Source organism: Streptomyces sp. NPDC102514 (assembly GCF_055584525.1).
The window spans coordinates 345,287-358,304 of sequence record NZ_JBVJLW010000008.1 but is presented as its reverse complement, the minus strand read 5'-3'; the positions used below and the strand labels follow the sequence as shown (position 1 = coordinate 358,304).

General features: G+C 72.2%; 10 protein-coding genes. 5 read left to right on the top strand and 5 right to left on the bottom strand.

Annotated elements, in window-relative coordinates:
* Positions 1-47: 47 nt before the first annotated feature.
* The 4 genes from ACZ60E_RS22590 to ku form a co-directional block, all read right to left on the bottom strand.
* On the bottom strand, positions 48-2,567 hold the full coding sequence (locus ACZ60E_RS22590) for a beta-galactosidase (RefSeq protein ID WP_469442630.1): 2,520 nt from the start codon (positions 2,565-2,567) through the stop codon (positions 48-50).
* Positions 2,567-4,333 (bottom strand): beta-galactosidase, encoded by a 1,767-nt coding sequence (locus ACZ60E_RS22585; RefSeq protein WP_469442629.1) that lies wholly within the window; start codon positions 4,331-4,333, stop codon positions 2,567-2,569. The genes ACZ60E_RS22590 and ACZ60E_RS22585 overlap by 1 nt, the downstream gene beginning before the upstream one ends.
* 104 nt (positions 4,334-4,437) lie before the next feature.
* A complete protein-coding gene (locus ACZ60E_RS22580) occupies positions 4,438-5,607 on the bottom strand; it encodes an MFS transporter (RefSeq protein WP_469442743.1) in 1,170 nt (389 codons plus the stop codon).
* Positions 5,608-6,294: 687 nt separating this feature from the next.
* Positions 6,295-7,278 (bottom strand): non-homologous end joining protein Ku, encoded by a 984-nt coding sequence (gene ku / locus ACZ60E_RS22575; RefSeq protein ID WP_469442628.1) that lies wholly within the window; start codon positions 7,276-7,278, stop codon positions 6,295-6,297.
* Between the two features lie 85 nt (positions 7,279-7,363).
* Between ku and ligD the strand changes: the two genes are divergently transcribed.
* Positions 7,364-8,245: a non-homologous end-joining DNA ligase gene (gene ligD / locus ACZ60E_RS22570; RefSeq protein ID WP_469442627.1), complete on the top strand. Its 882-nt coding sequence runs from the start codon at positions 7,364-7,366 to the stop codon at positions 8,243-8,245.
* Positions 8,246-8,539: 294 nt separating this feature from the next.
* Here the strand turns inward: ligD and ACZ60E_RS22565 are convergent, their stop codons facing one another.
* The gene (locus tag ACZ60E_RS22565; protein ID WP_469442625.1) at positions 8,540-9,343 is read right to left on the bottom strand and encodes a nuclease-related domain-containing protein; all 804 of its coding nucleotides are present in this window, start codon (positions 9,341-9,343) and stop codon (positions 8,540-8,542) included.
* Positions 9,344-9,434: 91 nt separating this feature from the next.
* Between ACZ60E_RS22565 and ACZ60E_RS22560 the strand changes: the two genes are divergently transcribed.
* The 4 genes from ACZ60E_RS22560 (at position 9,435) to ACZ60E_RS22545 (ending at position 12,963) form a co-directional block, all read left to right on the top strand.
* Positions 9,435-9,941 carry a protein-tyrosine phosphatase family protein gene (locus ACZ60E_RS22560; protein ID WP_384803258.1) on the top strand — a complete coding sequence of 169 codons (507 nt, stop codon included), beginning with the start codon at positions 9,435-9,437 and terminating at the stop codon, positions 9,939-9,941.
* A gap of 182 nt (positions 9,942-10,123) precedes the next feature.
* Positions 10,124-10,882, top strand: a complete 759-nt coding sequence (locus ACZ60E_RS22555; protein WP_469442622.1) for a hypothetical protein — start codon at positions 10,124-10,126, stop codon at positions 10,880-10,882.
* 74 nt (positions 10,883-10,956) lie between these two features.
* Positions 10,957-12,246, top strand: a complete 1,290-nt coding sequence (locus ACZ60E_RS22550) for an ATP-binding protein (protein WP_469442741.1) — start codon at positions 10,957-10,959, stop codon at positions 12,244-12,246.
* Positions 12,247-12,600: 354 nt separating this feature from the next.
* Positions 12,601-12,963 (top strand): SH3 domain-containing protein, encoded by a 363-nt coding sequence (locus tag ACZ60E_RS22545; RefSeq protein ID WP_384803263.1) that lies wholly within the window; start codon positions 12,601-12,603, stop codon positions 12,961-12,963.
* The last annotated feature ends 55 nt before the right edge of the window (positions 12,964-13,018 follow it).

The window sequence follows — 13,018 nt, the reverse complement described above, 5'->3', positions numbered from 1 at the left end:
TAGGCCGCCGGGCGGGAAGGCGGCGCGGCAGCCCGGCCCCGCCCTGCCTACCTCACCTCCCCCGCCTCCCCGATCACCCACGTACGGGTCGTCACCCACTCGATCCGCCCGACCGTCGCCACAGCCCCCTCGTCAGGAGCCACGTCCGCCACGTACACCCGCGCGTCCGCCGCCCTCGGCAGCACCCGCAGCCGCAGTCCCTCTCCCCGGAGGGCGAAGGCCGGGAGCCGGTCCAGGGCGATGTCCCAGGGCCGCCCCGTGTGGAACTGGTCCGCCACGAGCCTGTCGCCCACGTACGCGCGTGCCACGTCCCCGGACCAGTGGACACGCAGCAGGGTTCCGGTGAGCGGAAGTCCGTCGGGGACGGCGATGGCGTACTCGGCGGCGGTCGTGTCGTAGTGCTCGTCGGCGGGGGCGCTCGCCCGGCCCAGCACGCCGGTCACGGGCAAGGGCGCAGGCCCGGCGGCCCGCACCAGCTCAGCCCCTCCGAATCCGAATCCGAATCCCGCTGCCGCTCCCCCGGCCCCGACGCCGACATCGCCCCCTCCCCCTCCGCCTCTCCCTCTCCCGGACCGCGGGTCCAGGGCGTCCCCCGTCAGGTGATACCGCGTGAACACCCCGTCCCCCGACTCCCGCACGCTCCCGCCCGTCACCACCGGAGGCCGTCGGGGTGCGGGCAGCACGGCGAACGAGGTCGCGCCGGCCGGGCTGTGCAGCCGTACCTCCCCCTGCCCACCCCGCGCGTACTCGTCGAAGACGACACCGGCACCGCCACCGGAGCCGGAGCCGGAGCCGGAGCCGGCGAGCACCAGCCGCTCCGCTCCCCACGCCACACCCCGGTAGGCGGTACGGGCCGTCTTCGCGTCCAGGACCAGGAGGCCGACCCGTTCGCCGTCCGCCGTGTCCACCTCGACCAGGGCGTCGGTGCCGGGCCGCACCCCCGTGACCAGGACACGGCCGTCGAGCGTGACGCACTGCCCCGAGGGCACCTGCACGGACGCCAACGTGACGGCGTCCAGGGCGAGTTCGACCGGGATGCCGTCCGTCGCCGCCATCACCAGGACCGTACGGCCGTCGGCGTCGACCGTGCAGACGGGCTGGGCGGTCGCCCAGTCCAGGCGCAGGCCCCCGACCTCCAGACGCAGCGGCCAGCAGAAGTACGCGCCCGTCGGGACCGTGACCGGTGTGCTCGGGAAGGTGAGCGCGGGACCTGCCGGGAACTCGACCGTGAACGAGGTGTCCGGGTGGTCCGGCAACTCCTCGTGCGGCTGGTGGTTGTTGACGAAGAGGAAGCCGGAGTCCTCCGAGGCCCGGACCGCCCAGCGCAGGGTGTCCCGGTCGCCCCGCCCGGTCGGCTGCCGTACCGGCAGGAAGGACTCCATCGGCGCGAGCAGCCGGCCGAAGTCCGCCAACAGCAGGTGCTGCAGGCGCAGTTCGTCGTACGAGGGGCGGTACTGGCCGTACTCGCCCAGCGGGGCCTGGAAGTCGTACGTGCGGACGGGGAGGTCGTTGGGGTAGCCCGTCGCGTGGGACTCCTGGAGGGTCGTCCGCTCGCCCACCGGATTCGTACCGCCGTGGAACATGTAGTAGCCCTGCCACACGGAACCGCAGCCGATCTTCGTGAGGCCGAGCGCGCCGACGTCGGCCGCGTCGACGCGGGGGCGGCGGTGGTACGAGACCGCCATGCCGCCGCCCAACTCGCAGGTGGCCCAGGGGAATCGGCCCTGGGTGGCCGTCGGGTCGGCGCCGCGTACCGTCGTCGGGCGCAGGTCGGCGCCGATGCCCTCGTCGTCGCGCTGGTGGGTGAAGAAGAAGTGTGTGCGGCAGGTGTCGGGCCAGCCGCCGTCGGCCTCGGTCCAGAAGGTCTCGGGGTAGCCGCCGTACAGCGGAAGCAGTTCGTCGGGCGGGAGTTCGACACCTCCCCACGCCGTCGACGTCCACAGCGGGGCGCTCAGTCCGGCCGCCTGGGCCATGCGTTTCAGCGTCAGCAGGTGGCCCGGCTGGTCGTACAGCTCGTTCTCGATCTGGATCGCGACGATCGGGCCGCCGTGCGCGCGGTCGAGCCCGCTCAGTTGCGCCGCGATGGCCTCGAACCAGGTGCGTACGGGTGCCAGGTACGCCGGATCGTCGGTGCGCGGGGCGCGGGCGCGGGTCAGCAGCCAGTCGGGTAAGCCGCCGTTGCGGACCTCCGCGTGGGACCAGGGGCCGATGCGCGGGACGAAGTCCAGGCCGTGGCGGGCGCAGAGCCCGGCGAAGCGCCGCAGGTCCCGGTCGCCGTCGAAGCGGATCCGGCCCTCGACCTCCTCGTGGTGGATCCAGATGACGTAACTCGCGACGGCCGTCACCCCGCCCGCCTTCATCTTCAGCAGCTCCTCCTCCCACTCCCCCGCCGGGTAGCGGGTGTAGTGGAACTCGCCGGAGACCGGGAACCAGGGGCGCCCGCCGCGGGTGAGGCAACGGCTGGTGACCTCGATCGGGTCGGGCACTCCGGGGGCGTCGGAGAAGGGGAGATGGCCGGTGAGGGGTGGCGCGGCCGGCGTGGACACCTTCAGGCGAAGCGGCGGCATCAGGGCTTCACCGGGCCGAGGTCGGGGGTGTCGGTGAGGTGGACGCGCGGTTCGGTCGTGGCCTGCAGCTCCAGCAGGACGACGTCGTTGGTGCCGGGCCGCAGGACGGGCGCGGGCACGTACAGCGTGCGCTGCGGGCCGCGGTTCCAGTAACGGCCGAGGTGGAAGCCGTTGATCCAGGCCTGGCCCTTGGTCCAGCCGGGCAGGGAGAGGAAGGTGTCGGCGGGCGTGCGGACCTCGAACGTGCCGCGGTGGAAGGCGGGCCCGGCGTCGGGCGGCGAGTCTGCGGCCGGAGCGAAGGGAATCGCGCCCGCCGCGTCCAGGGCCAGGGGGTGGCAGTCCCAGCCGTGCAGGGCGGTGCCGTCGAAGGTGACGGGTCCGAGCAGTCCCTTGGGTGCGCCGATACGCGGCCCGTAGTTGACCCCGCCCATGTTCTCGACGAGCACGTCCAGCGTGACACCGGCCCGCGGCACACGCACGGACAGGGCTTCCTCGTGCCGTTCCCGTTCCAGTACGCCGACGGGGGCGCCGTCCACGAAGACCTGGGCGCGGTCGCCGACCCCGCCCGCGAAGTGCAGGACACCGTCACCGGCCACGGGAACCGTGGTGCGGTAGAGGACGTACCCGGCCCGCAGGCCCAGCTCCTCCATGGTCACCGGACCGGCGTCGACGCGTACCGGCTTGGCGAGAACGCTCGCGTGCGGAAGCAGCGACGCGCGATCACCCAACTCGACGACGGTGTGCGGCAGTTTGGGACTCGGCGCCGGGGCGGGCTCATCGGGGACCGGGGCGTGGCGGGCGATGACCTCGCGGAAGGCGTGGTACTTCGGACCCGGGTCGCCGGACTCGGTGAGGGCCGCGTCGTAGTCGTACGAGGTCACGATCGGCTCGTACGCGTGGTCGTGGTTGGCGCCGTTCGTGAAACCGAAGTTGGTGCCGCCGTGGAACATGTAGATGTTGACCGAGGCGCCCGCGGAGAGCAGCCGGTCGAGGTCGGCGGCGGCGTCGGCCGCGTCGCGCACGTGGTGCGGTTCGCCCCAGTGGTCGAACCAGCCGATCCAGAACTCCGCGCACATCAGCGGCCCTTCGGGCTGATGGGCCCGCAACTGATCGAGCGACTCGGTGATCCGGCTGCCGAACGTGCCGGTCGTGAGGACGCCGGGAAGACTGCCGGCCGCAAGGTGCGCCGGGTTGGCCTGGTCACAGGTGAACAGGAGCTCGTCCACACCCCGGGCGCGAAAGGACTCGGCGAGGTTTTCCAGATACGCGCGGTCGTCGCCGTACGCCCCGTACTCGTTCTCCACCTGGACGGCGATCACCGGACCGCCGTTCGCGGCCAGTTGGGGCAGGAGCGGGGGAATCAGCAGGTCGAGATAGCGGTCGAGCGCGTCGGTGAAACGGGGGTCGCTGGTGCGCAGCCGGATGTCGGTGTCCGTGGTGAGCCAGGAGGGCAGGCCGCCGCCGTCCCACTCGGCGCAGATGTACGGGCCCGGACGCAGCAGCACATGCAGGCCCTCGGCCTGGGCCAGCCGCAGATAACGGGGCAGATCGAGGATGCCGTCCAGGACCAGCGTGCCGGGTTCGGGCTGGTGGAGGTTCCAGGGGACGTACGTCTCCACCGTGTTGAGGCCCATCAGCCGGGCCTTGCGGAGCCGGTCGGCCCACTGGTCGGGGTGGATGCGGAAGTAGTGCATCGCACCGGAGATGATCCGGAACGGCTCGCCATGCAGCCGGAATCCGTCGGAGGACGTACTCAGAACAGTCATCAGGATGCTGCTTCCCTTCAGCTCGGACAGGGGATCGGTACCGGGGGATCGCATCAGCGGCTGATGCGATGGGAGCTTCAGCCGTCGATGCAGTGAGGGGGGCTTCAGCGGGCGGCCGTCGCCGGGCGCGTGGCACGGACCAGCCAGAGCGTGGCGGCCAGGCACACCGCCGAGACCGCGCCCAGCAGGAGCGGGACGGCACGCACCCCGGACCACTCGATGGCCTTGCCGAGCGCGGGCCCGGCGACGACTCCGCCGGCCATCGACGCGGCGATGACCACCGCGCCCGCTCTGCGGGCCTTCGGGGCGGCCCGGTTGAGCCAGGGCAGGCCGGTGGGGAAGATCGGCGCGATGAACAGGCCGACTCCCGCGTACGCGTAGGGGGCGAGGCCCGGGATCGTGGCCAGCAGCAGGCAGACCGTCATGCCCGCGCACGACACGGTGATGATCGCCTGGGCGGAGTGGCGCAGCGCGAGCGGTGCCGCGAGGAAGCGGCCGACGGTCATCATCAGCCAGTACACGGAGGTGGCGGTGGCCGCGGCGCCCGCTCCGTAGCCGACCGCCTCCAGATGGGTGGGCTCCCAGCCGCCGACGCCCGCCTCGATGCCCACGTGCAGCACGTACAGGGTCACGAACATGGCGAGCACCGACCCCAGACTGCGGCCGAGAACGGACGTACCGCCGGCCGCCCGCTCCCCCGGCGGCGGCGCATGCTCGCGCACACCCCTGAGGAACAGCAGCAGCGGCAGATTGACCACGGCGAAGACGAGGAAGACCACCGGATAGTGCTCGGCGCCGACCAGGCCGATCACAGCCGGTCCGAGGATCGCGCCCACGCCGAAATGGGCGTTCAGGATGTTGAGCATGGCGGTCGAACGGTGACCGAAGCCGACGGCGAACAGCTGGTTGAGCCCGTAGTCGATCCCGCCGAAACCGAGCCCGGCGAGCAGGGCCGAGGCCAGGGCCACGGGCCAGCTCGGCGCGAGTGCGAAGCCTGCCGCGCCGAGGGCCATCAGCAGGTACGAGGCTCCGAGGATCTGCCGGTTGCCGAGACGGCCGTACAGCCGGTCGAAGAGCAGCACTCCGGCTACGCCGCCGACGAAATGCGCGCTCAGCGCGAGTCCGGCGGCCGAGGGCGACAGCCGGAACTCCTCGCGGAGGGCGGGGATCGAGGGGCCGTACAGGGCTTGGAGCGCGCCGATGAGCACGAAGCCTCCGCAGGAGGCGGCGACGGCTGCGGGGCTGAACACGGGCGCGGTCTGCACTGCGTCCATGACCGGCCGCCGGGTCGGATGCCCGGTCACGTCGTCACTCACGCGGTCACTCACGTGGACTCCAGTCAGCGGTTGACGGGCCGACCGGGCGTCGGCGCTGGCGCTACGGGAACCATGATGTTACCGGTAACTCTACCCGTCAAGATCGTGGGACCAGATGTCTGCGGGTGCGGGTCGCTTGTGGCTGAGTGCGCCGTTCCCCGCGCCCCTGGGGGGTGGGGGCGGGCCGGTGTTTGTACGTGAACGTCGTACGTGGCTGGGTGCGCCGTTCCCCGCGCCCCTTAGGGGGTGGGGGTGGGCCCGGGTGCGTACGTCACCGTCGTGTGTGGCTGATCGCGCCGTTCCTCGCGCCCCTTAGGGGGTGGGGGTGGGCCCGGGTTTGTACGTCGCCGTCGTTTGTGGCTGGGTGCGGCGTTCCTCGCGCCCCTCGGGGGCGGGGTGGGTTCGGTGATTTGTGTGTGTACGTCGGTTACCCCTCCCCTCGGGCGGGCGCTGATGTGAGTCGAGGGGGTGGTTCGGGATGTGCGGGCGTTGCGGCAAGGTGCGTTCACTTGTAGGCCCGAGAGCGACGACCGGATATCCCGGAGCGCCCCCGCCCCCACACGCGGCGTCAGGCGCGTCTTTCAGGGGCGCGGGGAACTGCGCGGCCAGCCACAGACGACCCGCAGCCGAATCGCGAGGCAGGGATCAGGCCGATGCCCTCTTGCGGGGGGAGGGCTTCTTCGCAGCCGCGGCTTCCGACGTTTTTTTCGTCGCGGTCTTCTTCGAGCCCGCCGCAGACTTCGCCGGCGTCTTCTTGCCCGACGCCGGCTTCGAAGAACTCGCGGCCGTCTTCCTCGCCGCCCCCTTGCGCAGGGGCTTCACCTCGGCCCCGCCAGAACCGGCGTCCCCGCCCCGCGCAACCCGCGCCTGCCGCACACTGTTCTCCAGCGCGGACATCAGGTCGATGACCTTGCCGCCGGACTTCGAGGCGGCGGGAGCCGACGGCGCCGCCTCCCCGGACGCCTTCGCCGCGATCAGTTCCTCCACCGCCTCGCGGTAGTCGTCGTGCAGCTCCGCGAGATCGACCTCCCCGAGCGTGTCCATCAGCGCGTCGGCCAGGTCCAGTTCCTTGTCCCGGACGGTGACACTCGCGTCCGGCGCGACGCTCTCGGGCGCCCGGATCTCGTCCGGCCACAGCAGCCCGTGCATGGCGATGACGTCGTCGACGACCCGCAGCATGCCCAGCCGCTCCCGCCCGCGCAGCGCGAACTTCGCGATGGCGACCTTCTGGCTGCGCTTCAACGCCTCCCGCAGCAAGGTGTACGGCTTGGCCGCCGGCACCCCGTTCGCCGACAGGTAGTACGCCGTGTCCATCTGGAGCGGGTCGATCCGGTCGGCCGGCACGAAGGCCACGATCTCGATCGTCCGGGCGGTCGGGAGCGGCAGGGCGGCCAGATCCTCGTCCGTGATGGGGATCATCGTGCCGTCCGCGTCCTCGTACGCCTTGCCGATCTCCGACGACGCCACCTCCCGGTCCTCCATCTCGCACACCTTGCGGTAGCGGATACGGCCGCCGTCCTCGGTGTGGATCTGGCGGAAGGAGATCGAGTGGTTCTCCGTGGCGTTCACCAGCTTGATCGGGATGCTGACCAGGCCGAAGGAGATGGCACCGTTCCATATGGATCTCACGTTCGACACCCTTCAGGTCGCTGTCACCCGTCCCCGCCCCAACCCACCCACCCGTTTTCGTACGAATACGTGGGATTGTCATCCTATGACGCCAATCACTGAGGTGGCCGGGCGAAAGGTGACCCTGAGCAACCTGGACAAGGTGCTCCACCCGGCGACGGGCTTCACCAAGGGCGAACTGCTGCACTACTACGCGACCGCGGCGGAGGCGTTCCTCCCTCACCTCCGCGACCGCCCGGTCTCCCTGCTGCGCTACCCGGACGGCCCGGACGGCCAGGTCTTCTTCACCAAGAACGTCCCGCCCGGTACGCCCGACTGGGTCGCCACCACGGAGGTCCCCCGTTCGGAAGGTCCGGCCCGGATGGTCCTGGTGCAGGATCTGCCCTCCCTGATGTGGGCGGCGAACCTGGTCACCGAGTTCCACACCCCGCAGTGGCGGGCGCGGACCCCCGATGTCGCCGACCGGCTGGTCCTCGACCTGGACCCCGGCGCACCGGCCACGATCGTGGAGTGCTGCCGGGTCGGCGTGTGGCTGCGCGACCGGTTGGCGGCGGACGGTCTGACGGCGTACGCGAAGACGTCCGGCTCCAAGGGGCTGCATCTGCTGGCCGCCCTGGAGCCCACTCCGTCCGCCGACGTCTCCGCCTACGCCAAGGCGCTCGCGGTGGAGGCGCAGGCCGATCTGCCCGGGCTGGTGGTCCACCGGATGACCCGGAGTCTGCGGCCTGCGAAGGTCTTCGTCGACTTCAGCCAGAACGCGGCCCGTAAGACGACCGCGGCCCCGTACACGCTGCGGGCCCGGGCGGTTCCCACGGTCTCCACCCCCGTGACCTGGGACGAGGTGGAGTCCTGCGGCACTCCGTCCGAACTGGCCTTCGTGGCCGCGGACATCGGGCGCCGTCTCGATCGCCACGGCGATCTGCTGGCGCCGTTGCTTTCCGCGGGCCGGGCGGGATCACTGCCGTGACGTTCAGCTGCGGGCCGGTGGGGGTCGGCCGCGCCGTTCCCCGCGCCCCCTCAGGCCCGGGGTCATGACCCTGACACACAATCTGCGGGCCGGTGGGGGTTGGCCGCGCAGTTCCCCGCGCCCCTTCGGGGCACCCATCCGGCGCGGTCGGAACTCAGCACCGGAAACACCGCCCCGACACTCGACCGCAGGCCGGTGGGGGTGGGCCGCGCAGTTCCCCGCGCCCCTTCGGGGCGCCCCGAGCCCAGGGTCACCGGCCTGCGCACTCGACCGTGCCCCCTCGGGGCGTCGGTCTCAGAGGCGTGACCATGTCCCCCGGTCTCGGGCCATCGCGTGCAGGGCTTCTACGTCCGCCGGTTTGAGGATGCCTCCTGATCGGGCCAGGGATGTCACGTCCGTGTCCAGCAGGATGCGCATCTCGCGCAGCGGGGCCGTCACCGGGACGTCCTTGGGGGCGAAGAGGGCCAGTACGGGGCGCACCTCGGCCGTGAGGGCGTACGAGGCGCGGTCCGCGTCGGCGCGGACCTCGCGCAGCAGCGGCCGGGCCTCCCGGCGCCCCACCGTGACCATGGGATCGGCGACGAGGACGCGCTGCTTGCGGGCGTACAGCGTGTGCACGGCGAACAGGCCTCCCGGCCCGATCACCAGGTGATGCAGGCGGTCCCTGCCGGGCAGCGGCACCGAGTGCAGGGTCCGCCACCCGGCCCCCTCCAGCCGGTCCAGCGCCTCGCCCACCGCGAGCTCCGCCGCGAGGGCGTGCCGCCGGGGATCCGCTCGCAGCCGCCGCTGCGGGCCCGGCTCGTGGTCGAGCACGGTCTGCAGGGCTTCGCCGGGCCGGTTCGGCGCGAGGTCGTCGTCCGGGTGCAGGGACAGCCGGGCGAGTTCGGCGGGGGTCGGCACCGGTGGCGGTCCGACCGTCACCGTTCCGGTCAGGAACGGTCCCAGTACATCGAGCACGTCCTCGCGCCGCTCCTCGCTGAGCAGATTGACCCGGGCGGCCTCCCTGTCGTACCAGGCGACGTTCCTGCCGTCCGTGCGGCAGACGTAGAGCCGTTCCTGACCGTGCCGCCAAGTCGGTATGACGCGCAGTGCGTTCATGCATCATCACCCCTCGACCATGGGAACAGGCGGGGTGCTCCAGGGGCAAGAAGGCGGTTACCTTTGGAAGCAGTTGGAGGGGGAGGCGCCGTTGCGGGCTCGCAGGAGGCAACCCGATGTGCCGGTCCCGGACAGCCCGTGGAACGAGGTCGTGCCCGGTCTGTGGATGGGCGGGCACCAGTACGCGGGCCGGTCGGGAGAACCGGAGTTCGCCGTCGTGCACGACGAGTTCGACCTGGTGCTGACCCTGTTGCGACTGCCCGGCCACGGCCCCGACCCGGGCGTGGAGCACCATGTGTGGGCCATCCCGGACGGGCCGCTCGACGGCACCCAGCTGGCCGGTGTGATGCGGCTCGCCCGGACCGCGACCGAGGCGCTGGAGGAGGGCAGGCGTGTCCTGGTCCGCTGCTTCCACGGCTACAACCGTTCGGGGCTCGTCGTCGCCCACGCCCTGGTCCTCACGGGCCGTACGTCGGACGAGGCGATCCGGCTGATCCGCTCCCGCCGCTCCCCGTGGGCCCTGCACAACGAACTCTTCGTGGAGTACCTGCGGACCGGTCTTGCCACGGCCCGCCTCCTGGAGGAGCTCACTGAGTAGCCGGCCGGCGGCGCCGACAGGACCGCCCGCCCGGTCCGCCGAGTCGAATCGGTCCACTCGGCCCACTCGGTCCACTCGGCGAACAAAAGGGACTTCCGTACGAATAAGGTGTCCCGGACAGCAGGGTCGATCAGCCATGCTCCCTGACCCCGTCCGGCCCCGACGCAGGAGCGCAGTGCGCAGTGATCCACAAACGCCCCGCGGCCCTCGCGCGGCCCGCCGCCGCCCTGCTCGTCGCGCTGGCGCTCGCCGGTCCGCTGCTGGCGGGCTGCGGCGACCCGGGCGACCTGCGCGGCGCGGGTCCGACGTCCACCGCCGTGGGGCCGACCCGGCTGTGGCCCCAGGTCCCGCCCGCCGCCTCGCCCGCCGTCGACTACGGCGAGGCGGACACCGAGACGGTCAAGGGCGTCCCGGTCCCGGGTGACGACATCCGCAAGGCCGACCCGGTCGCCGTCTTCCGCGCGGAGATCGCCGCCCACCCGGACCTCTACACCGGCAAGGGGCGTTACGCGGAGACGGCCCGGCAGGTCGCGGAGTGCGGCGGGCAGAGTGCGCGCGGCCGGACGTGCCCGGTCCTGCGGGCGTACTACCGCGATCTCACCGGCGACGGCCGCGACGACATGGTGCTCGGAGTGCGGATGCCCGACCACCAGTTGGGCGTGCGCGCGTACACCGTCATCGGGCATCGGCTCACCGAGGTCATGGCGACGACCGACAGCACGCTCGGCGTCGAGATCGCGGGCCGGGACGTGATCATCCGCTCGCCGTCGAAACTTGCGGGCTACGAGTACCGCACGGTCTGGTCGTGGGACCGGCGGCAGCGGGCGATGCTCGCGGCCAAGGACGAGATCCTGCGGGTCGGCGCCACGGCCCCGCCCTCCGGACGCGCGCCCGCCCGCACGCCCGTCCGCACGCCCCCGGCCTCGGCCGCGACCCGGTGAGCCGTCCACCGGAGGGGCCGCTTCCCGGACCGTTCCCCGGGCCGCCCTCAGGCCCGCCCCCCGGGACCGGCCGCATCGGGCGGCTGCGGCGGCGGACCGCCAGTCTCACCTGGAAGGCCGCCGTCTTCATCACGGTGATGTGCTGCGGCCTCGCCGCGCTCCTCGGCATCCTCGTGCACGTCTCGGTGACCGACCAGACCGTCGGCGAGGCCCGCGACCACGCACTCGACCGGCTGACGGAGACCACGGAGGCGTACGAGGCGGGCGACCGGCTGCCACCGGGCGCGGGCGTGGATCCGGCGGGGCTGCCCGCCGAGTTGCGTACGCTCGCGGCGGGCGGGCGGCGCGGCACGATGGTCGGGACCGGCGACCCGTACCCCACGATGTGGGCGGCCGGGCCCGTGAACGGCGGACGGACGCTGGCCGTACAGGTCGACTACGCGCAGGGCGTCCGCACGATCGACGGGCTCGACCGGGCGATCCTCGGCTCCTCGGCGCTGGCGATCGGCGTGACCCTGCTGGTGGGCGCGTTCGCGGTGACACGCGTGACGCGACGGCTGCAGTCGACGGCCCAGGTGGCGCGGCGGATCAGCGCCGGCGATCTGGACGCGCGGGTGGGGGATCCGCGGGCGGGGGATGCGCGGGCCGGGCGCCGGGTGAGCCCTCAGGACGAGGTGGCCGCGGTGGCGGGCGCGCTGGACACGATGGCGTCCTCGCTGCAGAACAAACTGCTGAGCGAGCAGCGCTTCACCGCGGATGTGGCGCACGAGTTGCGGACGCCGCTGACGGGGCTGCACGCGGCGGCCGAACTGCTGCCGCCCGGCCGTCCGACCGAACTCGTCCGGGACCGGGTCGCCGCGCTGCGTACGCTCACCGAGGATCTGCTGGAGATCTCCCGGCTGGACGCGCGCAGCGAGCGGGCGGAGGTGGACGCGGTGCGGTTGGGGGCCGTGGCCGAGCGGGTGGTTCGGGCCGCGGACGCGGGTACGGGCGCCGGTACCGGTGTCGGTACGGGCATCGGTACGGAGATCAGGATTCTGCGGGATGCCGTTGTGGAGACCGATCAGCGGCGGTTGGAGCGGGTGCTGGGGAATCTTGTGGCCAACGCCCACCGGCATGGGCGGGGGCCCGTGACGTTGACGGTCGACGGGGGTGTCATCACCGTGCGGGATCACGGGGACGGGTATCCGGAGTATCTGCTGGGGCATGGGCCGCAGCGGTTCCGGACGGAGGGGGGTGCTCGGGGGCACGGGCTGGGGTTGACCATTGCCGTGGGGCAGGCGGAGGTGTTGGGGGCTCGGCTTGTGTTTGCCAACGGGGTGGGTGGGGGTGCGGTTGCCGTGTTGACGTTGGCCGGGGCGTAGTTGCCGGGGGCGGGCCGTTGTCGGGTGCGGGTCCGTTGTGGCTGGTCGCGCCGTTCCTCGCGCCCCTAAAGGCAAAGGATTGCGCCGTTCCCCGCGCCCCTGAAAGCAAAGGATTGCGCCGTTCCCCGCGCCCCTGAAAGCAAAAGACTGCGCCGTTCCCCGCGCCCCTGAAAGCAAAAGACTGCGCCGTTCCCCGCGCCCCTGAAAGCAAAAGACTGCGCCGTTCCCCGCGCCCCTCGGGGGCGCGTCCCTGGAGCGTTGCGCCCCGATGGCTCAGTGTGGCGGGCGGTGGCAGGGAACGGATTCTAATGTGGCGGTTAGTCAGCCTTGGTCCCCATTTCTGAGGAGCCCGCCATGTCTCTGCGCACCGCTTTCATCCGTCTCGGCATAGCCGTCGCCGGGGGCGCTCTCGCCGTCGGGGCCGCCGCGAGCCCCGCCCTCGCCGGTGACGACTGGGGCGACCACGACAGCAGCCACCCCCGGTACTACAAGGGCCGCATCAGCGCGCCCGGCGGGCTGAACCTGCGGGACAAGCCGACCCGCAGCAGTTCCGTCATCGGCTTCGCTGAGTACGGCGAGGTCGTCTCCATCTTCTGCAAGACGCCCGGTCAGAGCGTCCAGGGCAACCCCCTCTGGTACCTCCTCGCCGACGGCACCTGGGCCTGGGGATCCGCCCGCTACATCGACAACATCGGCGCCTCGCCCCGCTGGTGCTGAGCGCGTCCCCCGTACATCCCGAGGCGCGCCGGAACAACCCCGCTGTCGCGACATA